15 protein-coding genes and 1 riboswitch are annotated in these 21922 nt (G+C 68.1%); of the genes, 6 read left to right on the forward strand and 9 right to left on the reverse strand.

What is annotated here, in order from left to right; genetic code table 11:
• Positions 1 to 370 precede the first annotated feature (370 nt).
• The 4 genes from ACM0PY_RS20260 to ACM0PY_RS20275 all read right to left on the reverse strand — a co-directional run bounded on the left by ACM0PY_RS20260 (position 371) and on the right by ACM0PY_RS20275 (position 5780).
• Positions 371 to 2344 (reverse strand): AsmA family protein, encoded by a 1974-nt coding sequence (locus tag ACM0PY_RS20260; protein ID WP_111200763.1) that lies wholly within the window; start codon positions 2342 to 2344, stop codon positions 371 to 373.
• 82 nt (positions 2345 to 2426) lie between these two features.
• Complete coding sequence (gene trhA / locus ACM0PY_RS20265) at positions 2427 to 3065, reverse strand: PAQR family membrane homeostasis protein TrhA (protein ID WP_005418403.1); 639 nt, start codon at positions 3063 to 3065, stop codon at positions 2427 to 2429.
• Positions 3066 to 3224: 159 nt separating this feature from the next.
• Positions 3225 to 4829, reverse strand: coding sequence for a peptide chain release factor 3 (locus ACM0PY_RS20270; protein WP_049415910.1), 1605 nt, complete (start codon positions 4827 to 4829; stop codon positions 3225 to 3227).
• A 66-nt stretch (positions 4830 to 4895) separates the two neighbouring features.
• Positions 4896 to 5780: a M23 family metallopeptidase gene (locus ACM0PY_RS20275; protein WP_180884187.1), complete on the reverse strand. Its 885-nt coding sequence runs from the start codon at positions 5778 to 5780 to the stop codon at positions 4896 to 4898.
• A gap of 147 nt (positions 5781 to 5927) precedes the next feature.
• Positions 5928 to 6046: riboswitch (SAM riboswitch) on the forward strand.
• A 76-nt stretch (positions 6047 to 6122) separates the two neighbouring features.
• Between ACM0PY_RS20275 and metX the strand changes: the two genes are divergently transcribed.
• From metX to ACM0PY_RS20290, 3 genes are read left to right on the forward strand one after another with little or no spacing between them, the layout of a single operon-like run.
• On the forward strand, positions 6123 to 7154 hold the full coding sequence (metX, locus tag ACM0PY_RS20280; RefSeq protein ID WP_049415906.1) for a homoserine O-succinyltransferase MetX: 1032 nt from the start codon (positions 6123 to 6125) through the stop codon (positions 7152 to 7154).
• Complete coding sequence (locus ACM0PY_RS20285) at positions 7151 to 8386, forward strand: O-succinylhomoserine (thiol)-lyase (RefSeq protein ID WP_180884189.1); 1236 nt, start codon at positions 7151 to 7153, stop codon at positions 8384 to 8386. The genes metX and ACM0PY_RS20285 overlap by 4 nt, the downstream gene beginning before the upstream one ends.
• Positions 8383 to 9450, forward strand: a complete 1068-nt coding sequence (locus ACM0PY_RS20290; protein WP_111200759.1) for a homoserine dehydrogenase family protein — start codon at positions 8383 to 8385, stop codon at positions 9448 to 9450. The genes ACM0PY_RS20285 and ACM0PY_RS20290 overlap by 4 nt, the downstream gene beginning before the upstream one ends.
• 107 nt (positions 9451 to 9557) lie before the next feature.
• Here ACM0PY_RS20290 and ACM0PY_RS20295 read toward each other — a convergent pair whose 3' ends face one another.
• Both ACM0PY_RS20295 and ACM0PY_RS20300 read right to left on the reverse strand, forming a co-directional pair.
• A complete protein-coding gene (locus ACM0PY_RS20295) occupies positions 9558 to 10553 on the reverse strand; it encodes an alpha/beta fold hydrolase (RefSeq protein WP_180884192.1) in 996 nt (331 codons plus the stop codon).
• Between the two features lie 126 nt (positions 10554 to 10679).
• Positions 10680 to 12062, reverse strand: coding sequence for an L-serine ammonia-lyase (locus ACM0PY_RS20300; RefSeq protein WP_049415888.1), 1383 nt, complete (start codon positions 12060 to 12062; stop codon positions 10680 to 10682).
• Positions 12063 to 12162: 100 nt separating this feature from the next.
• Between ACM0PY_RS20300 and ACM0PY_RS20305 the strand changes: the two genes are divergently transcribed.
• The gene (locus tag ACM0PY_RS20305) at positions 12163 to 12393 is read left to right on the forward strand and encodes a glutaredoxin family protein (protein ID WP_111200768.1); all 231 of its coding nucleotides are present in this window, start codon (positions 12163 to 12165) and stop codon (positions 12391 to 12393) included.
• Positions 12394 to 12464: 71 nt separating this feature from the next.
• Here the strand turns inward: ACM0PY_RS20305 and ACM0PY_RS20310 are convergent, their stop codons facing one another.
• From ACM0PY_RS20310 to ACM0PY_RS20320, 3 genes are read right to left on the reverse strand one after another with little or no spacing between them, the layout of a single operon-like run.
• The gene (locus ACM0PY_RS20310) at positions 12465 to 13037 is read right to left on the reverse strand and encodes a YceI family protein (protein ID WP_021202032.1); all 573 of its coding nucleotides are present in this window, start codon (positions 13035 to 13037) and stop codon (positions 12465 to 12467) included.
• 3 nt (positions 13038 to 13040) lie between these two features.
• Positions 13041 to 13613 (reverse strand): cytochrome b, encoded by a 573-nt coding sequence (locus ACM0PY_RS20315; protein ID WP_005410672.1) that lies wholly within the window; start codon positions 13611 to 13613, stop codon positions 13041 to 13043.
• Between the two features lie 10 nt (positions 13614 to 13623).
• Positions 13624 to 14256 (reverse strand): YceI family protein, encoded by a 633-nt coding sequence (locus ACM0PY_RS20320; RefSeq protein ID WP_134972612.1) that lies wholly within the window; start codon positions 14254 to 14256, stop codon positions 13624 to 13626.
• Positions 14257 to 14421: 165 nt separating this feature from the next.
• Here ACM0PY_RS20320 and ACM0PY_RS20325 point away from each other — a divergent pair, with 165 nt between their 5' ends.
• Together ACM0PY_RS20325 and ACM0PY_RS20330 are read left to right on the forward strand one after the other, a co-directional pair.
• Complete coding sequence (locus ACM0PY_RS20325; RefSeq protein WP_414609511.1) at positions 14422 to 17964, forward strand: hybrid sensor histidine kinase/response regulator; 3543 nt, start codon at positions 14422 to 14424, stop codon at positions 17962 to 17964.
• A 96-nt stretch (positions 17965 to 18060) separates the two neighbouring features.
• Positions 18061 to 21588: an ATP-binding protein gene (locus ACM0PY_RS20330; protein WP_180884196.1), complete on the forward strand. Its 3528-nt coding sequence runs from the start codon at positions 18061 to 18063 to the stop codon at positions 21586 to 21588.
• The last annotated feature ends 334 nt before the right edge of the window (positions 21589 to 21922 follow it).

The following is a 21922-nucleotide window of genomic DNA, read 5'->3' on the forward strand; positions in this document are numbered from 1 at the left end:
GTTGGCGCCATGGATGGCGCCATCGAGCCTACAGGGACGTACTTGCGGCGTGTCCTGCACGCCCATGCCCTCCGCCTCTGGAACATTTCCGCGAGCGCGGTGCGTACATGCGCTGTGCCTCGCCTTTGGTAGCCGCCAACCTTGGTTGGCAACAGCTTTTGACTTTGCTTTTTTCTTTTGACTTTGAATTTCGCTCTCGTTCCGCGCGCGCAGGAAACTGTCCGGAGCCGGAGCAAGGCGGCAGGCAGGACCGTGAGGCGCATGGATGCGCCGACCGAGCCTACAGGGACGTATTTACGGGGTGTCCTGCCTGTCGCCTTGCTCCGGCTCTACGCGCGGGAAAAGAGGCGCCGCGAACAACGCTGTAAACCTACTTCGCATACTGCCCACCGCAGTCGGCATCCTTGCCCGGCCCCAGTTCGATCGTCGCCAGCAAGGCCGCCGGCGGGGCGATGCTGCCCAGTGCCAGGGCCACCGCTCCGCGGATGCCCAGCGCTTTGAAGTCCGGGCGGAACGACGGGTCCTTGAACGTGCCGGCAATGTGCAGCGGCGAGCGCAGTACCAGGATGCTCCTGTCCTTCGGGCGCGGCTTCAACAGCAGGTCCAGGGTTTCGTCGCGCAGGCTGACGGTGCCTTCGCCGATGAGGATCGTGTCGGTGGTGTCCACCGCCAGCGCCTGGCTGGTCATCAGGCCGTCGCGCACACCGAAGTCGGCGAAGGCGCAGCGCAGGGGAATCTGCTTGTCGCCGGTCACCAGGAACTTCAGCGATTCGGTGATATCCAGGCCGGCCAGCTCCATCACCAAGTTGCCGACGTGGCCACGGCCCATCGCCAGGCCGACCTCGCCGCTGCTGCTGCCGAGCATTGCGGCGATCGAATTGCCGCGGCCACTCAGGTCCACCTCACCGCCGATGCCGCCCTTGGCCTGTTCGGCCAGCTTGGCATCGGGGAACAGCTGGCCCAGCTGAACGCCGCGCACGCTCGCCTTCAGCGCAGTGCTGATCTGCGGCTGGCGTGCGTCCATGCGGATGGTGCTGCGGATATCGCCGCCGGCGACGCCGAAGTTCAGCGGGGCCAGCCGCAGCACCCCGTCATCCAGCAGCAGATGGGCGTCCATGTCGTCCAATGGCAATGACGGTGCGTTGATGCGGTGGGCCTTCCAGCGCACATCGGCATCCATCGCACGCAGCTTGCCGAGGTTGTAGGGCGTGTCCGGAAGCACGCGCGCGCGCGCGGCCACCCGCGCGGCCTCGGCCTTCTGCTCCGCATTGGCGGTTTCGCCGCCGCCGGTCTTCGGTGGCGCGCCGACGAAGCCGGCCAGGTCATCGAAGTCCAGGCGCTTGGATTCCAGCGTCGCGGTCAGCCGCGGACGGTCGCGGCCCACCTCGAACTGAAGACTGCCACCGAGGTCGCTGTCGCCCACCTTGCCGGTGAAACCGTCGTAACGCCAGACGTCGTGGTCGCGCTTCAGGCGTCCGTTCAGCGCGTAGGGCGGGGACGGCGGAATGGCGATGCCGAGCAATGGGTAGAGATCGGCCAGGTCCTGGCCACTGAGTGCGAACTGCAGGTCGAACACGCGCAGCTGGAACGGATTGGTCAGCGTGCCGCTGGCCACCGCGTGGGTGGCGCCGGCGCGGCCGTCGAGGTGGATGCGGAACGGGTGGTCGCTGTTGGTCAGTTCCAGCGGTGATTCGGTTCCGCCCTGCAGGGTGAACGGGTTGCCCTGCCAGTGGCCCTTGCCCTGCACCAGCAGCGGCGGCGAGGCATCGGCCTGCTTCGGCTGGCCGCTGCGCACGCCCACGCGGATGTCGGTACGGCCCGGTGCGTCGAGGAACTGCAGTCGGCCGTCGTCGATGCGCAGGCGCTTGAGCTGCGGGCTGGTGCCGCCAGCGCTATCACCGAGGAAGTCCCAATTGCCCGGCTCGCCCTTGCGTGGGGCGGTTTCCAGCAGCACGTCCGGTCGGGTCAGGCGCACTTCCGGCAGCTGCACGCTGCCGCGCAGCAGGGGCCACACGCGCACGTCGATCTCGACGCGGTCGGCCGTGGCCATGTTCGGCTGCTTCGCCCAACCGGCATTGGCGAAGGTGATCGCATCGGCACGGATGGTGCTGGTCTGGCCGAGGTCGACATCCAGATGGCCGATGTGCAGTGCACGGCCGGTACGGGCCTGCACGGCGCGCTCGACCGGGCCTTTGAACCAGTTCCAGTCCCACAGCGCGATCAGTACCAGGATCGCCGCGAGCAGGAAGATCAGCAGCGTCAACCAGCGCCGGCCTCGCGGGCCGGGGCGGCGGAGGCGCCAGCGGTTCGTGCGCTTTGCGGCAGGGGAGGCGGCGGCATTCACGCTGCCATGGTTGCCCCCTCATCGTGGACGGGGCGCGAAGCGTCCATGTGCGCGGCGTGCACGCGCCGCGCACGGGCCAGTGCTACAGCACCTGCATGGTGACCGCGACGAAGTGGCAGACGCTGCCACCGATGACGAACAGGTGCCAGATCGCATGCGAATAGGGAATCGATTCGCGGTGGTAGAAATAGGTGCCCAGCGTGTAGGACAGGCCGCCGGCCAGCAGCCAGCCCAGCGTCCAGCCGTCGATCGAGGCCAGCATCGGCTTGACCGCCACGATCACCAGCCAGCCCATGGCCACGTAGATGGCAGTGGACAGGCGCTTGAAGCGACCGGTGTAGAACAGCTTGAACACCACGCCGGCCAGGGCCAGGGTCCAGATCGCGGCGAACAGGCCCCAGCCCCACGGGCCGCGCAGGCCGATCAGGGTGAATGGGGTATAGGTGCCGGCGATCAGTACGTAGATCGCGCAGTGGTCGAACACTTTGAGCCGGCCCTTGGCGACCGGGTGCTGGATGGCGTGGTACAGGGTGGACGCGGTGTACAGCAGCAGCAGCGCGATGCCGAACACGATGGCGCCGGCCAGCTGCCAGCCATCGCTGTAGATCGCGGCCAGGGTGATCAGCACCGCACCGGCGCCCAGGGCGAGCACGGCACCGAGGCCGTGGGTCAGGGCGCTGGCGATTTCTTCGCGGATCGAAGCAACGGAAGTCGTGGACATGGCGTAGGCATCGTTCGCGGGGAGGGGGACCCGCACCCCTCTATCATCGCCGCGATGGGCGGCACGTGCACGCCCGTCACCGTATGGTGGGTGAATCCCTGCGTTGCGACGGCGGGGTCAGAGCCCTTTCCTTGCGGAAAGGGATCCGACCCCGTGGCATCAGCCTGCCGAAACGGTGTGCGCCGCTTCGCGTGTGGCCGAGAAACGCACATCCGGCGAGCGTTCCTGGGCCAGCTGCAGGTTCACTCGGGTCGGAGCGAGGTAGACCAGGTGACCGGCCGCATCCAGGGCCAGGTTCAATGCGTTCTTCTCGCGGAATTCTTCCAGCTTCTTCTCGTTGCTGCAGTGGACCCAGCGCGCAGTGGTCACGCTGACCGGCTCGAAGGTGGCTTCCACACCGTACTCGTCCTTCAGGCGGTAGGCCGCCACGTCGAACTGCAGCACGCCGACGGCACCCAGGATCAGGTCGTTGCTGGTCAGCGGGCGGAAGAACTGGGTCGCGCCTTCCTCGGACAGCTGGGCCAGGCCCTTCTGCAGCTGCTTGAGCTTGAGCGGATCACGCAGGCGTGCGCGGCGGAACAGTTCCGGGGCGAAGTTGGGAATGCCGGTGAAGGTCACCGCTTCGCCTTCGGTGAAGGTATCGCCGATGGAGATGGTGCCGTGGTTGTGGATGCCGATCACATCGCCGGGCCACGCTTCCGCCGCGATCTCGCGGTCGCTGGCCATGAAGGTCAGCGCGTTGGCCAGCTTCATTTCCTTGCCGGTGCGCACGTGGAAGGTCTTCATGCCGGCGCTGAAACGGCCCGAACAGACCCGCATGAATGCCACGCGGTCACGGTGCTGCGGGTCCATGTTGGCCTGGATCTTGAACACGAAGCCGGTCAGCTTGTTCTCTTCCGGTGCGATTTCGCGGCCGGTGGTGGTTCGCGCCTGCGGCGACGGCGCATGCTCGACGAAGAAGTCCAGCAGCGGCTGCACGCCGAAGTTGTTCACGCCCGAGCCGAAGAACACCGGGGTCTGCTTGCCGGCGCGGTAAGCGTCCAGATCGAACGGATGGCTGGCGCCCTGCACCAGTTCCAGTTCGTCGCGCAGGTCGGCCAGCATCTGCGCACCGATCTTCTCGGCCAGGCCGGGCGCATCGATGGATGGGAAGATGGTCGAGTCCTGGCGGGTGAAGTTGCGACCCGGTTCGTACAGGTGCACTTCGCCGGTCAGCAGGTGAACCACGCCCTTCAGGCGCTGGCCCATGCCGATCGGCCAGGTGACCGGCGCGCACTGGATGCCGAGCACGGTCTCCACTTCATCCAGCAGCTCGATCGGGTCCTTGCCCTCGCGGTCGAGCTTGTTGATGAAGGTCATGATCGGGGTGTCGCGCAGGCGGCACACTTCCATCAGCTTGATGGTGCGCTCTTCCACGCCCTTGGCCACGTCGATCACCATCAGCGCCGAGTCCACTGCGGTCAGCACGCGGTAGGTGTCCTCGCCGAAGTCGGCGTGGCCAGGGGTGTCGAGCAGGTTGACGATCTTGCCTTCGTACGGGAACTGCATCACCGAGGAGGTGACGGAGATGCCGCGCTCCTTTTCCAGCGCCATCCAGTCGGAGGTGGCGTGGCGGGCGGCCTTGCGGCCCTTGACCGAACCGGCCATCTGGATCGCGCCTCCGAACAGCAGCAGCTTTTCGGTCAGCGTGGTCTTGCCGGCGTCAGGGTGGGAAATGATGGCGAAGGTGCGGCGACGCGACGCTTCGTTGGCGACTTCGGACATGGCAGTGGCGCCCGCCCGGGGCGCTTTTCAAAGAGATAAGCGCCCGATTATACCGGCCGGGGCCGGTCAGCGCCCGATACCGCCGTCGGCCTCGCCGTGGCGGGCGAACTGCAGCTGGCCCTGCCCGGCGAAGATGCGCACCGGCACCGAGCGCAGGCCCATGCCGCGGTTGACCTGCACCACGAAGTGCAGGTGCGGCGCAGTGCTGTAGCCGCTGTTGCCGGACAGGCCGATCGGTTGCCCGGCTCCCACCGCCTGGCCGCGGCGCACGCGCATGCCGCCGGCCTGGAGGTGGCCGTACAGGGCCATGCTGCCGTCGCTGTGCAGCACGCGGATGAAATTGGCACGGGCACCATCGCGCTCGCGGTCCTGGCCGTTGCCACGGAAGCCATCCTGGATCTGCATCACCGTGCCCTCGCGCGCGGCCAGCACCAGGGTGCCCTCCGGCAGTGCGAAGTCGACCGCGTCGCGGTTCTCCTCGTCGTCATGGCTGAATCGCCCCTGCGGTGCCTGGTCTACACGCAGGCGGGCCGCATCGAACGGCAGGCGATAGCCGACATCTTCGGCCTGCGCGGCCGGGTTGCCCGGCACCGACTGCAGGCGCAGATCCAGCATGCGGCCATCGATCGGGGCGGGCAGGTGGCCGACCACCAGGCTGCTGTCGCCCTGGATCAGCGACTCGACCGGGAGGCCTTCGACCGGGTGTCCGGGGGCGGCGCGCAGCTGGATCTGCAGCGGCCCTGCCAGCCCGTTGTCGATCCGCGCCTGCCATTGCGTACCGACCGGCTGCAGGCGCAACCGGGCCATGGGGGCGCCGCCCTCGGCACTGCCTGCGCGGGTGGCAGGGGCGGAAGGGGGGGCCAGTCCCCAGCCCTGGCGCCAGTCGCCGGCGTGTGCGGTCGCGCTCGCCAGCAGAGGCAACAGCAGGCAGGACAGGGGCAGGCGCGGCATCGGCGTTTCCAGCAAGAGGACCGCCGGGACTGTACCCGATCCTGAACGGGGCGACCGGGACGGCCCTCGCAGAGTGATCCTGAGAATATCTATCGCTTTATCCGCATGAAGGGATTGACAGTGCCGGAAAGGGCTGGCATCGTGGCTCCACCATCGAGACCGGCAGAGGGACAGGCCCTTTGAAGCCGGGGCAGCCCGCAGGCGCGCAAGCGTCTGCGTAGGTGCCAAATCCTGCGGGGACCGTGGCGTCCACCGAAAGATGGTTCGAACCATGCACCCCACGTGCATCTCGAACGCGGGCCCGCGAAGGCTCGATGGCCGATTTCCCAACCGGATCCCGCCATGAGCTTCGCTGCCAGCACCGCCATTCGCCCCGAACCCTTTGTCCCCGTCAGCGTGCCGGTCGCAGACCGCGTGCACGCCGAGCGCGGTGAGTTCGCCGCGGTGCTGTCGATGCGCCATGCAGGCCCCAGCCCGGTGCGCCTGCGCTATGAGTGGGTGGGGCCGGCCAACGCGCCGGTGGTGGTGCTGGCCGGTGGCATTTCCGCCCATCGCCACGTGGCGTCCAATGCACAGTTCAGCGAGAAGGGCTGGGCCGAAGCGCTTGTGGGTAGCGGCCGCGCGCTCGACCCGCAGCAGCTGCGCGTGCTGGCCTTCGATTTCATCGGTGCCGACGGTGCACTGGATGTGCCGATCGATACTGCCGACCAGGCCGATGCGCTGGCGCTGTTGCTGGACCATCTCGGCATCCGCACGCTGAAGGCCTTCGTCGGCTATTCGTATGGCGCGCTGGTCGGCCAGCAGTTCGCGATCCGTCACCGCGCCCGCGTGCGCCAGCTGGTGCTGGCCAGCGGCGCGCACCGCCCGCATCCCTATGCCGCCGCGTGGCGCGCGCTGCAGCGCCGCGCGGTTGCGCTGGGCCAGTTGCAGTGCGGCGAAGACCACGGCCTGGCCCTGGCCCGGCAGTTCGCCATGCTCAGCTACCGCACCCCGGAAGAATTCGGCGAGCGCTTCGACGCTGCCCCGGAGGTCATCAATGGCCGCGTGCGCGTGGCCGCCGAAGACTACCTCGACGCCGCCGGCGCGCAGTACGTCGCGCGCACGCCGGTGACCGCCTACCTGCGCCTGTCCGAGTCGATCGACCTGCACCGCGTCGACCCCGCCGCGATCCTGCCGCCGACCGTGGTGGTGGCCGTGGAGGGCGACCGCCTGGTGCCGCTGGCCGACCTGGTCGGCCTGGTCGAAGGGCTGGGCCCGCGCGGCAGCCTGCGCGTGCTGCGTTCGCCCTATGGCCACGACGCCTTCCTCAAAGAAACCGATCGCATCGACGCGATCCTCGCCACCGCCTTCCGCACCTCTGGAGAGTCCGCATGAGCCTGCACGCCAACGAGCCGTCCTGTAGTCGCACCACTGCCGCCGTCCGTGCGGGCATCGATCGGGACACCGCGCATGGCGCGGTCACACCGCCGATCGTGCTGTCGTCGAACTTCAGCTTCGAAGGATTCGGCAACAAGCGCCAGTACGACTACACGCGCAGTGGCAACCCGACCCGCGACCTGCTGGGTGAGGCGCTGGCGGAACTGGAAGGCGGCGTCGGTGGTGTGGTCACCGCCACCGGCATGGGCGCGATCAACCTGGTGCTGAACGCACTGCTGCAGCCGGGCGATACCCTGGTGGTGCCGCACGATGCGTACGGCGGCAGCTGGCGCCTGTTCAATGCGCTGGCCAGGAAGGGCCACTTTGAACTGGTCACCGCCGACCTGACCGATCCCCGTGCACTGGCGCAGGCGTTGGCCACCCAGCCGAAGCTGGTGCTGGTGGAAACGCCGTCCAACCCTCTGCTGCGCATCACCGACCTGCGCTTCGTCATCGATGCCGCGCACAAGGCCGGCGCACTCGTGGTGGTCGACAACACGTTCCTGTCGCCAGCGCTGCAGCAACCGCTGTCGTTCGGTGCGGACCTGGTGCTGCATTCCACCACGAAGTACATCAACGGCCACAGCGATGTGGTGGGCGGGGCAGTGGTCGCGCGTGATCCGGCACTGCACGAGCAGCTGGTGTGGTGGGGCAACGCGCTGGGCCTGACGGGTTCACCGTTCGATGCCTTCCTGACGCTGCGTGGCCTGCGCACGCTGGATGCGCGCCTGCGCGTGCACCAGGAAAATACCGCCTCGATCGTCGCCCTGCTGGACCAGCATCCGGCGGTCGGCACGGTGTACTACCCGGGCCTGGCCGGACATCCCGGCCATGCCATCGCGGCGCGCCAGCAGAGCGGTTTCGGCGCGATGCTGTCGTTCGAGCTTGCGCACTGCGGCGGTGAAGATCCGCACGCGGCAGTGCGCGCATTCGTGGATGGCCTGCGCTGCTTCACCCTGGCCGAATCGCTGGGCGGCGTCGAAAGCCTGATCGCGCATCCGGCGACCATGACCCATGCGGCGATGACCGCGGAAGCACGCGCAGCGGCCGGTATCAGCGAAGGGCTGCTGCGTCTGTCGGTCGGCATCGAGGCCGAGCGCGACCTGCTGGCCGATCTCGGTGCCGCGCTGCAGCGCGCCGAAGTCGTGATCGATGCGGCCGCACGCTGCAAACAGGTGGTGGATGCATGAGCGCGCTCGCCGCCGACATTCCTGCGCTGGGCGTGGGACGCCTGGCGCTGCTGGGCACTGGCACGGTCGGCTCGGCCTTCGTGCAGCGTTACCAGGCATTGCGGGCGCGTGGGCTGGAACTGCCCAGCGTGCAGTGGCTGGCCAATTCACGCACTGCGCTGGAGATCGATCGTGACCTGGTGTTGCCGCTGGAGCTGGCGCGACGTGCGCCACGCGATGGCCAGAGTTCGCCGGCGTGGGCCAGCACCGAAGGGCTGGAGCGTGGCGATGTGGTGGTCGATGCCACCGCCAGCGAAGACGTAGCCGCACGTCACGTGCAGTGGCTGGCGCGCGGCGTGCATGTGGTGACCGCCAACAAGCTGGGCCGTGGTGCGCAGCTCGCACGCGCGCAGGCGATTGCCGAAAGCTGCGCAGACAGTGGTGCGCGCTATGGCGACAGCGCCACCGTCGGCGCGGGCCTGCCGCTGCTGAGCAGCCTGCGCGCGCTGGTGGCCGGTGGCGATCACATCCATGCCATCGAGGGTGTGCTGTCCGGTTCGCTGGCGTGGCTGTTCCATCGTTACGACGGCCAGTCGCCGTTCTCGGCGGCGGTGCGCGAAGCGTTGGCGGCCGGCTACACCGAGCCCGATCCGCGCCTGGATCTGTCCGGCGAAGACGTGCGGCGCAAGCTGCTGATCCTGGCCCGCAGCAGCGGGCTGGCGCTGGATGCTTCGCAGGTGCAGGTGGATTCACTGGTGCCTGAAACGCTGGAAGCGTTGCCGCTGGAGGATGCACTGGCGGCACTGGAGCAGCTGGATGCGCCGTTGCAGGCGCGTTGGCAGGAGGCACGCAAAAACGGCCGCGTGTTGCGTTTCGTTGGCCGTGTTGACGGTGAGGGTGCGCAGGTGGGCCTGCGCGAGCTGCCGGCTGATCACCCGTTGGCGCAGGGTGCGGGGACCGACAACCGCGTCGCCATCCACAGTGATCGCTACCGTCGCCAGCCGCTGTTGATCCAAGGCCCGGGTGCGGGCGCGGAAGTCACCGCCGCCGCGTTGCTGGATGACGTGCTGCGGATCGTCGGCTGATCGCACAGTTCTTGTAGAGCCGAGCCCATGCTCGGCTGCTACTGGCGAGATCCCCTCCTGCTGGATGAGCCGAGCATGGGCTCGGCTCTACAGGGGCACCCTGCCGGTCAGCGTGACTTCAAGGACTTCAACAACGCGGCGTTGAACTGCTTCGGGTCCTGCACCTGCGGCGAATGGCCCAGTTCGGCGAACTCGACCAGCGTCGCGCCGGGAATCGCTGCGGCCGCCGCCTTGCCGAGCGCTGGATAGTTGCCCAGCGTCGCCTTCACCGCAGGCGGCGCCAGGTCGCGGCCGATCGCGGTGCGGTCCTTCTGGCCGATGAACAGCGTGGTCGGCACCTGCAGGTTCTTCAGTTCATAGACCACCGGCTGGTTGAACACCATGTCCGAGGCCAGCGCCTGGCTCCATGCAACGGCCTGCTTGCCGGGCCCTTCGTACATGCCTGACTGCATCCGCGCCCAGGGTTCGTAGGCCGGCTTCCATTTGCCGTCGTAGTACACATCCAGCTGGTAGCGGCGGATGCTGTCGTAGCTGATGTTCATTTCACCGGCATACCACGCGTCCACGCTGCGCCATGGCACGCCCAGCGCCTTCCAGTCTTCCAGACCGATCGGGTTGACCAGCGACAGGCTGCGCAGATCCTGCGGGTACATCAGCGCGTAGCGCACCGCCAGCATGCCACCCATCGAATGACCGACCAGGTGCACCGGCACGTCGCCCAGTTGCAGCTGCTGCAGCAGGGCATGGGTGTTGGCTGCCAGCTGTGCGAACGTGTACTGGTAGCGCTCGGGCTTGCTGGATTTGCAGAAGCCGACCTGGTCCGGAGCGATCACCCGGTAGCCGGCGGCAACCAGCGGCTTGATCGATTCCTTCCAGGTGGCCGCACAGAAGTTCTTGCCATGCAGCAGCACCATTACGCCGATCGGAGTCTTCTTCGGTGCGATGTCCAGGTAGGCCATCTCCAGCGGCTGCCGCTGCGATTCCAGCGCGAAGGTCTTGACCGGATAGCCGTAGTCGAAGCCCTCCAGGCGCGGCCCGTAGCTGGGCGCGGCCAGGGCAGGCAGCGGAAGGCAGGCAAGCAGGGCGGCAGCGAACACGCGCATGGGGCAATCCGGGATGGGGGAGCCCCGAGCCTAACCGGAACCCGGTGATGGTGTCGTCCGATGTAGAGCCGGGGCCCCCCCGGCTGCTCCTGCCCCATCAGCCGGGCAGGTGCCCGGCTCTACAACTCAGCACTCGATGACGTTCACCGCCAGGCCACCGCGGCTGGTTTCCTTGTACTTGTCCTGCATGTCGCGGCCGGTATCGCGCATGGTCTTGATCACCTTGTCCAGCGACACCTTGTGCTTGCCGTCGCCACGCATTGCCATGCGCGAGGCATTGATCGCCTTCACCGCGCCCATCGCGTTGCGTTCGATGCAGGGGATCTGCACCAGGCCACCGATCGGGTCGCAGGTCAGGCCCAGGTTGTGTTCCATGCCGATTTCTGCGGCGTTCTCGATCTGGCTGGGGTTGCCACCCAGTGCCGCGACCAGGCCGCCGGCCGCCATCGAGCAGGCCACGCCAACCTCGCCCTGGCAGCCCACTTCGGCGCCGGAAATCGAGGCGTTTTCCTTGTAGAGGATGCCGATCGCCGCCGAGGTCAGCAGGAAGTCGAACACGCGCTGTTCGTTCGCGCCCGGGCAGAAGCGGTCGAAGTAGTGCAGCACCGCCGGCAGCACACCGGCCGCACCGTTGGTCGGCGCGGTCACCACACGGCCACCGGCCGCGTTCTCCTCGTTCACGGCCAGCGCGTACAGGTTGACCCAGTCCAGCGTGGTCAGCGGGTCGCGCATCGCCGCTTCCGGTTTCGACGACAGCTCGCGGTACAGCGCCGGTGCACGACGGCCTACCTTCAGGCCACCCGGCAGCACGCCTTCCTCGCGGATGCCGCGTGCCACGCACGACTGCATCGCACTCCAGATCTCGCGCAGCTGCGCGCGGATCTCGTCTTCGCTGCGCCAGCACTTCTCGTTCTCGAACATCAGCTGGGCAATGCTCAGGCCGCTGCGCGCGGTCTGCGCCAGCAGCTCATCGCCGCTCTTGAAAGGGTAGGGCAGCGGGGTCTCGTCGGGCACGATGCGATCATCGGCCGCGTCGTCCTGGTTGACCACGAAGCCGCCGCCCACCGAGTAGTAGTCGCGGGTGGCGATCACTTCGTCGTCGGCGTTGTAGGCAGTGAAGCGCATGCCGTTGGTGTGGTAGGGCAGCTTCTGGCGCTTGTTCATGCCGAGGTCGCGCTTCTCGTCGAAGGCGATCTCGTGCTGGCCCATCAGCTGGATGCGCTTGCTGCTGCGGATGCGCTCCAGCGTGGCCGGAATGATGTCCGGGTCGATCAGGTTCGGCCGCTGGCCTTCCAGGCCCAGCAGGATCGCCTTGTCGGTGCCGTGGCCGCGGCCGGTCAGTGCCAGCGAGCCATAGACATCGGCGCGGATGCGCGCGACCTCGTGCAGGCGGCCCGGGTCGAGCAGCCAGCGATGGATGAATCGCTCGGCGGCCTTCATCGGCCCGACGGTGTGCGAGGAACTCGGGCCAATGCCGATCTTGAAAACGTCGAACGTGCTGACAGCCATGGTTGCCGTACTGCGGGTACCGGAAGAGATCGCTATTCTAGCGGTTCATGCCGCACTTCCATGGCTGCGGCGCAGCATTTCCGCCACGGGAGCCCGGCCGGTGTTGACCCTTATCCAACGTGACGATTGCCACCTGTGCGACATGGCCCTGGCCGAGCTGGCCAGGGCACGGGCGCCGGAGTTCGAATCGGTGTTCCTGGACGACCAGCCGGCGCTGGAAGCGCGCTATGGCACGCGGGTGCCGGTGCTGCGTGACGAGCGCGGCGACCGCGAGCTGGACTGGCCGTTCGACGCCGCCACGGTTCGGGCGTGGTTGGCCGTCGATCGGTAGTGCCGGCCGCTGGCCGGCAACCCCTCTGTTCCCGGTGATGCCGGCCAGCGGCCGGCACTACCAGATGCGGTTTATTTCGCGTCGAACTTCACGATCGTGCTGATCGCGGTTTCGTCCGGGATGGTCTTGGTGTCGGCCCAGTCACCGCCGCCGACGCCGAAGTCCAGGCGCTTGACCGTGGCCTTGCCGGTCAGCACCGGTTGGGTGCCCGGCTTCCAGGTGAAGGTCAGCGTGACCGGCTTGCTGACGCCGCGCAGCTCCAGTGTGCCATCGGCGGCGAACTGGTCGTTGCCCACCGCGCGGAAGCCCTTGGCGGTGTAGCGTGCGGTGGCGAACTTGCCAACATTGAAGAAGTCGGCACCCTGCAGGGTCGAATCGCGGTCGCTGTTGCCGCTCTTGGCACCGGCCAGCGGGATCACCACGTCCAGCGAGCCGGCGGCCGGGTTGGCCGGGTCGAAGCTGAGCTTGGTGGCGAAGCCCGGGAAGCTGCCGGTGAACACTTCGCCGTCGTACTTGGTGGCGAACACCAGGATCGAACCGGCGCCGGGAGCCTGCGCGTAATCGGCAGCGAGTGCCGGAGCGGTGGCCAGCATGCCGGCCAGGGCGGCGGCCACGGCGGCCGGAGTGGTCAGTTTCAGGTTCATCGGTCAGTCCTTCTGAGGGGAGGCGAGCCAGCCGCGCGGCAACATGCGGGACAGCGTTGCATCGCGTTGGAACAGGTGGTGGTAGAAGGCAGCGCCGGCATGGGCCAGCACCACCGCGATCAACAGCCAGAAGCCGTATTCGTGGATGGCATGCGATACCGCGACAACCTGCGGGTCGGGACCGCTCAGCTTGGGCACGTCGACCAGGCCGAACCAGCGGAACGGGCGCAGGCCGCTGGCCGAGTCGTACAGCCAGCCCGACAGCGGGATGGCAAACATCAGCACGTACAGCAGCACGTGGGTGGCACTGGCGATGCGCTCCTGCCAGCTGGGCACGCCCGGCACCGGCTTCGGTGCACCGGCGTACAGGCGCCAGCCCAGGCGGAACAGCACCAGCGCCAGCACGGTGATGCCGATCGACTTGTGCGCGGTGTAGACCCAGAAGTACTTCGGGGTCTTGGGCAGTTCACCCATGGTCAGGCCGACCACGCCCAGGGCGAGGATCAGCAGTGCGATCAACCAATGCAGGATCTGGCTGACACTCCCCCAGGCGGCGGGGGTGTTCTTGGCGGTCATGAGGGGTCCTCTAGGGGGCCGTCTTGGGGTCGGAGTGCGGAACGGGAGCGGGAGTTCCCGGGGCGTCGCTGCGGTCGAGGGTGGCTTCAGCCTCGATCCTCAGCTGTACTGCATCACCGATGACGCCCGGCCAGGCGGTGATGCCGAACGCGCGCCGGCTCAGCGTGGTGCTGGCGGAAAAACCGGCGGTGCGTCGGAACGGGGGAAGCGGGTAGCGCTTGATGGCGTTGAGGGTGACATCCAGCGTGATTTCCTGGCTGACCCCGCGCAGGGTCAGCGTGCCGGACACGAGCGCGCGCTTGGCATCGATCGGCTCGACCTTGGTGGAGACGAATCGCGCGGTCGGGAAACGCTCGCCGTCGAGCAGGCTGCGGGCCAACGTGGCCTGGTTCCACTTGGCATCGCCAAGGTCCAGTCGCGACACCGGGACATCCACTTCCACGGTGGCGTCGCGCCAGTTGTCGGGATCGAACCGCACGCGCCCCTCGCTGCCCGATACCGTGCCCATGGCCTGCGAGTAGCCTGCGTGGTCGATCGAGAACAGCACCCGCGTGTGCACCGGATCGAGGCGATAGGTGTCAGCGGCCGCCCAGGCAGGGGCGGTGGCGAGCAGCATCGGCAGCAGGGCCAGACAGGGACGCATCGATGGCGGGCTCCGGAAGGGGACGCTGCGATCATACGCACAGCCCCCTGCCAACGTTGCGTGCATGGGTGCAACAGTTCGTGGTGGTGCCGCCGCTGGAAACAGGCTGTTGCAGCCATGACCCCGGCCCTGTGTGACAATCGGCGCAGGACAGGGGGGTTCAGGATGACGAGCGGCTGGCGCCTGTGGTGCCGTGGCATCGCAGGTATGGGACTGCTGCTGGTGGCGATGGCCACGGCGGCTGCGACCCTGCACATGGCAGAAACACCACGCCTGCGCCGCTTCGGTGCCGCCGAAGGCTTGCCGTCTCGCATGGTGGTGGCGCTGGCCGAGGATCGCCAGGGCCACGTATGGGCCGCCACCGATGGTGGACTCGCCCGCTATGACGGCAACAGCCTGCGGGTCTGGGAGCACGACCCGGAACAGCCGGGCTCGTTGCCAGGCAACGAGATCGAGACCCTGCTGATCGACCCGCTGGACCGGGTCTGGGTGGGCATCAATGGCAAGGGCGTGGCACGCCTGGATGCCGATCGCGAACGCTTCCAGACCTTCGATACGGTCAATTCCACCTGCCAGGGGCAGTTCTGGGCACTGGCCTATGTCGACGACGCCTTGTGGATCGGGACCAACAACCATGGCGTCTGCCGTTTCGGCGAAGACGGCAGCGTGCGCCTCTACACCCATGATCCGGCGCACCCGGGTGGCCTGCCCAGCAACAGCATCTTCACCAGCCTGGTCGACGCGCGGGGCCGCCTGTGGGTCGGCACTGAAGCCGGTGTGGCGCGTTGGAACGGCAGCGGCTTCGAGCCGGTGGCCGCGCGGGAACTGGGTAGGCTGAGCGTGCTCCGGTTGAGCCGTGATGCAGACGGTTCGATCTGGGTAGGCAGCCAGAACGATGGCCTCTACCGCATCGATGGGCAGGACCGGGTCAGTCGCCCGCGATGGGCCGACAGTGCCCAGCTCCGGTCGGCCCTTGTCCTGGCCGATCGCCAGGGGGGCTACTGGGCGGGTACCTCCGATGGCCTGTTGCGAGGGGATGCGGCGGCGTTGCGCCGCCTGGAGGGGGACCGCGGCAGCGGCTTCCTGACCGCGCACAGCGGTGTGCTTGACCTGCTGCAGGACCACGAGGGCGGACTGTGGGTGGCGTTGCTGACCCAGGGCCTGGCCTATCTGCCACCGGACTGGCGGCGCTTCTCGATCTGGAACCAGCTCGACGGCAAGCCCCTGGACAGCCAGTACCTGTTGAGCGCGGCCAGCGATGGGAAGAACTACTACGTCGGCTCGGCGCGAGGGGTGTACCAGCTCGATGCGCAGGGCACCCTGCGTCTGCTGGCCAGCGACCGGCAGCTCGGCAACGGCGTGGTGTGGTCGGTGCTGCCGCGCCCGGATGGTCGCCTGTGGCTGGGACGCGGCGGCCGCATCACCGTCTACGATCCGGCCACCGGCGCATTGCGTGACCTGCGGATCGATGGCAGTGCCGACCTGCGCCAGCGCATCGACCTGATGCGGCAGGCCCCTGATGGCACGGTGTGGGTGTCGGTGATGGGCCTGGACCTGCAGCAGCGCGATGCAGAGGGCCGGCTGCTGCACAGTCATCCGCTGGAACATTTCCGCGGGACGGCCGATGCGCCGATCGAGCAGATCCGCTTCGACGCCCATGGCCGGCCCTGGGTGATGGGCGACATGGGCATCTGGCGTGAGCAGGCCGGACGCTTCGAGGCAGTGCCCGGCGTGTCGCGCGGCCCGATCTACGATCTGGTATGGATCGATCCGCAGCAGTTGTGGCTGGCGCGCCAGGGCGCCTTCGAGCGCTACCAGTGGGATGGCATGAGCCTGCGCCTGATCCAGCGCATCGACGGCAGTGCGGGCGTGCCGCCGGTGACCATGGGGGGGCTGGCGCTGGCCGACAATGGCCAGCTCTGGGCCACGACGCCGCGCGGCCTGCTGCGGTGGGACCCGAAGACGCGGCGCCTGCAACAGTTCAACGAACGCGATGGCCTGTCCGATGCCGAGTTCACCGGTCGGCCACCTGCGGTGAATGCCGATGGCCGCGTGTTGGCGGTTACCCAGACCGGCCTGGTCGCCTTTGATGTGAATGCCGACGACACCGTGCTGCCGCCTTCATCGCTGGTGATCGCCGAAGTGCGTGTGCGGCGCGACGACGCACGCGGCTGGCAACCGTTGCCGCTTACTGGCACCCTGCTGCTGGGACCGGACGACCGCGATCTGCAGATCGATGCGCGGCTGCTGTCCTATGCCAGCCCGCAGGGCAACCGGTACCGCTTCCGCGTGCAGGGTTACGACCAGGATTGGGTGGAGCAGGGGGGCGATGGCCAGCGCACCCTGTCGCGGCTGCCGACCGGCCGCTATGTCATCGAGGTGCAGGCTGCGACTGCCCGGGGCACGTGGACACCTTCGCAGCAGTTGCAGGTGAAGGTGCTGCCGCCGTGGTGGCGCAGCGGCATGGCAATATTCGGCTACGTCCTGCTGGGGTCGTTGCTGCTGGTGGTTCTGGTCTGGTCGATCCGCGCGCGGTTGCGCCGCCGCCAGCAATGGCAGCTGACGGTGCACAAGCAGCAGCTGGCCGAGCAGGCCTCGCAGGCCAAGAGCCGTTTCCTGGCCACGCTGGGCCACGAAGTCCGCACGCCGATGACCGGCGTGCTGGGCATGAGCGAACTACTGCTGGCGACACCGCTGGATCCGGTGCAGCGCGGCTACGCCGGGTCCATCCAGCAGGCCGGCAGCCATCTGCTGCGGCTGGTCAACGATGCCCTGGATCTGGCCCGGATCGAAGCCGGGCGACTGGAGCTGGACCTGCGCCCGTTCGATCTGGGGGAGCTGCTGGACCAGGTGCAGGGCCTGATGCAGCCGATGGCGCAGCAACGCCAGCTGGTGTTCCAGCGCGGCGAAGACCCGCCCGGGCCGATCAGTGTCAGTGGCGACGAGATGCGCGTGCGCCAGATCCTGCTGAACCTGCTCGGCAACGCGATCAAATTCACCGAGCGCGGCCACGTCGGCCTGGCCGTACGCCTGGAAGAAAAGGGCGGCCTGTGTTTCGAAGTCCATGACAGCGGCCCGGGCATCAACGCCGAGCAGCAGCAGCGCCTGTTCCATCGTTTCGAACAGGCCGACGGCCCGCGTACCGCGTCGCGCTACGGCGGCAGTGGCCTGGGGTTGGCGATCTGCCAGGAACTGGCGGTGGCGATGGGGGGGCGCATCGAAGTGGACAGCCAGCCTGGCAAGGGCGCGCGGTTCCGCGTGCGCCTGCCCCTGCCCTGGACGCGCCAGGCCGCCAACAGTGCGGGCGACGTGGCGGCCCTGCCGGAACTGCCGCCGCTGCGCATCCTGCTGGTCGAGGACGATGCCACGGTGGCCGAGGTCATCGCCGGCCTGCTGCGCGTGCGCGGGCATGAGGTGGTCCACGTGCTGCATGGCCTGGGCGCGCTGTCGGAGATCGCCACCGATGGTTTCGACGTCGGCCTGCTCGATCTCGATCTGCCCGCGCTGGACGGTACGGCCATCGCCCGCCAGCTGCGCACCATGGGCTATGAACTGCCGCTGGTAGCGGTGACCGCCCGTTCCGATGCCTATGCCGAAACCCAGGTGCTGGCCGCAGGCTTCGATGGCTTCCTGCGCAAGCCGGTGACCGGCGACCTGCTGGTGACGGCCATCGCCCAGGCGCGTGCGAAACGACAGGCGACCGTGTGACGACGCCGACGCCGGGCGTGAACGGCGCGACTTTCGGTTTACCATGCCGACGCCCGCAGCGCGGGAATCATCAGGACCAGCGTGAGGAGGCAATCGGTGGTGTATCTGCGGGCGGCGATGCTGCTGCTGGTCCTCCTGTGCTGCGCGTTGCCCGCTGCGGCACAGCCGGTGCCTCCGAGCCCGCGGCAGGTGACGGTGTTCGATGGCCTGCCGTCCAATACCGTCAACCGCATGGCCGAGGACCGTTACGGCTACCTGTGGATCGCCACCAACGATGGCCTGGCCCGCTATGACGGCCGCACCTACCGCGTGTGGCGTTCCGAGGATGGACTGCGTGACAACCGCATCTGGACGGTGCTGGTCGATGCCCGCAACCAGTTGTGGATAGGCACCGAGAACGCCGGCCTGGTGCGCATGTCGGCCGACCGCCGCCAGCTGCACTTCTACGACCGCAGCAGCCAGCCGTTGATGGGTACCAACACGGTCTGGAGCCTGGCCAGCACGCCTGATGGCTCGATCTGGTTCGGTACCCACGAAGGCGGCCTGTACCGCCTGGACAGCCAGGATCGCCTGCAGCGCTTCCTGCCCGAGCCGAACAATCCGCGCAGCCTGCCTTCGTCGTCGGTGCCCTACCTGGCCACGCTGGCCGATGGCAGCCTGTGGATCGGCACCAAGCATGGCGTGGCGCGCTGGACCGGGACCGACTTCGAGCGTGTCGGTACGGACATCATCCCCAGCCTGCTGATCAACGGGCTGACCGCCGAACCGGATGGCAGCCTGTGGATCAGCACGATGGCCGGCGCCACCGTGCGCCGCCCGGATGGCCGCTTCGAAGCCCCCCCGTGGAAGCTGCCGCCGGGCGAGCAGGTGCTGGGCATGATGCTGCGCGACGAGCAGGGCGGGCACTGGCTGGATACACGCACCGGGCTGGGGCGTGCGGTCGATGGCCAGTACCAGACCGTGCCGCTGTACAGCGTGATCGCGCGCGGTCCGGTACGGCCGAACTGGACCGGTGCCTACGAGGACCGCGAAGGTGGTATCTGGTTGGCCAGCACCAATGCCGGGCTGTGGCACCTGCTGCCACGCTGGTGGCAGTTCTCGGTGCTGTCGCGCCTGGAGGACGACCCCAGCTCGCTGCGCAATGCGCTCGTGCTGGGTACCAGCCCCTCAAGCAACGGCGGCGTCTGGACGGTGGGCAGCCATGGCGCGCTGGACCGCTTCGATCCGAAGACCGGCAGGATCGAGCAGCATCGCACCTGGGTCAACGGCATGCACTGGTTGACCTCGGTGCGTGAGGACCGGCGTGGGCAGGTCTGGATTGGATCGACCGATGCGCTGGTGCGCTACGACCCGCAACGGCGCGAACTGCGTCGTTGGGGCCGTGATGCCGGTGCAGATGCGGCGATGGAAGGGGTCGTCGAAGCGATGATGACCTGCGACGGCGACAGCCTCTGGTTGATGCTGCCCGCAGGCCTGCAGCAGCGCGACCTCGACGGCCACGTGCGGCGCCAGCTGGACAATGGCCAGCGCGGCCTGCAGCAGGGCCAGCTCAACCTTGATGTGGAATGCGGGCCGCAGGACCACATCTGGCTGGCCAGCAGCCGTGGCCTGCTGCAGTGGCTGCCGGAAAGCGAGCGCTTCCAGCCGGTGCCGGGTGCGCCGGCAACGGCGATCCATGCGTTGCATGTGGGCCGTGACGGCCAGGTCTGGTTGTCCGAGGATGGTCGCCTGTCCCGTTACCGCTGGAGCCAGGGGCGGCTGGAACGGCAGGCGGTGGTCGGTGCCGAACAGGGCTATCCGGCGATCTCCGCCTCCGGCCTGGTGGTGGATGCGCAGGGCGTGGCCTGGGCGACCAGCGCACGCGGCCTGGTACGTGTCAGTGCCGATGGGCAGAGCGTGCGCCTGTACGGCGTGCACGACGGGCTGCCCAGCCAGGAATTCCGCGAGCACACCCTGATCGCAGCGGCCGATGGCCACCTGGTGGCCGGAACGGCAGCGGGCGCAGTGGTGTTCGACCCGGAGCAGGTACGGCCTTCGGTCCGTCGCGCCCCGCTGGTGATCGAGCGGGTGGAAGTGCGCCGCAACGAGCAGGTGCTGGACATGACCCACGATGCGCCGTTGCAGATCGCCGATGGTGACCGCGACCTGCGCATCGTCGCGCGATTGCTGTCCTTCGCCGACTCTGCGTCCAACACGTACCGCTATCGCCTGGCCGGCTACGACCCGGATTGGGTCGAAGTCGGCCCCGCCGGCGAGCGCCTGTTCTCGCGCCTGGCGCCGGGTAGTTACCGGCTGGAAGTGCAGGCGCGCTCAGCCGACCATGTGTGGTCGCGGATACAGAGCCTGGAGTTCCGCGTGCAGCCGCCGTGGTGGCGCAGCCTGTCCGGCCTGCTGGTGCTGGCGTCGGTCGGGTTGTTGCTGACAAGCTGGTTCGCCTGGTTGTACCGACGCCGCCTGCAGCGGCGCCACGCCTACCAGCTGGCGTTGCACAAGCAGGAACTTGCCGAGCAGGCCTCGGCGGCCAAGACCCGCTTCCTGGCCAACCTTGGCCATGAGATCCGTACGCCGATGACCGGCGTGCTGGGCATGAGCGAGCTGCTGCTGGCCTCGCCGCTGGACCCGCAGCAGCGTGGCTACACGCAGTCGATCCGGCATGCCGGCGAGCACCTGCTGCACCTGGTCAACGATGCGCTGGACCTGGCGCGGATCGAGTCCGGACGCCTGGAACTGCAGTCGCAGTCGTTCGTGTTGAATGGCCTGTTGCAGGATCTGGCGGCGCTGATGGGCCCGCTGGCCGCACAGAAGGGCCTGCGCTTCGTCCTCGACAACCAGCTGCCGCCGGGCCTGCAGGCAACCGGTGACGCCATGCGCGTGCGGCAGATCCTGCTCAACCTGCTGTCGAACGCAGTGAAATTCACCAGCCGCGGCACCATCACGCTGCACGCACGTTGCGATGGCGAGCTGCGTGCGCTGCACTTCGAGGTGCGCGATACCGGCCCGGGCATCAGCCAGGAACAACAGCAGCGCCTGTTCCGCCGCTTCGAGCAGGCCGATGGTGCACGTACCGCCGCGCAGTACGGTGGCAGTGGCCTCGGTCTGGCGATCTGCCGCGAGCTGGCGCATGCGATGCAGGGGCGGATCCAGGTGGAGAGCCAGCTGGGCCGGGGCACCTGTTTCGGCGTGACCTTGCCGTTGCCGCTGGTGGTGAACAGCGATGCCGAGGCATCGGCCGAGGGGCATCGCGACGAAGCGGCGAACATGCCGCCGCTGCGGGTGCTGCTGGTCGAGGACGATGCCACCGTGGCCGACGTGGTGCGTGGCCTGTTGAGCGCACGCGGCCACGAGGTGGTGCATGCCGGCCATGCACTGGCGGCGCTGCGCGAGATCAGTGCCGGCGAATTCGACGTCGGCCTGCTGGATCTGGACCTGCCGGGCCTGAGCGGTTTCGAACTGGCCCAGCACCTGCGCAACCAGGGCTACATGCTGCCGTTGCTGGCGGTGACCGCGAGGACCGATCCGGACCTGCAGCAGCAGGTGGAAGCAGCCGGCATTGGCGGCTTCCTGCGCAAGCCGGTGACTGGCGAGCTGTTGGTGGAAGCGATCGCCAAGGTCATGGGGCGGTAGGGTGCGGCGGCAGGGCCTGCGGCCCTGCACCTGCTGCAAGCCGGAGCAACAGCAACAACCGAAGCAAAAGCTGGCTTCCTGTGGGATGGCGGGGTGGGTCCGGTTACGGGGGACGCTGCAAGTCCCCCTCCGGGGCCCGGCCCAGCCGCTGGCGGCTGTGCGTTCGGGCGCTTGCGAAGCAGTGCTTCGCAAGCAAAGCGCCCTCACCCATGTAAGCTCGGTCGCCGCTTGCTCGTGTGCGCAATCCTGCGCACACGGCAAGACCGGGGTTGGGCGTCCTGCCCAACCCGCCCGAGGCATGCCTCGGGCCCATGCGGCTCACGCCCCCGCAACC

It is taken from the genome of Stenotrophomonas sp. BR163, assembly GCF_047520985.2.
GTDB classification, from domain to species: Bacteria; Pseudomonadota; Gammaproteobacteria; order Xanthomonadales; family Xanthomonadaceae; genus Stenotrophomonas; species Stenotrophomonas sepilia.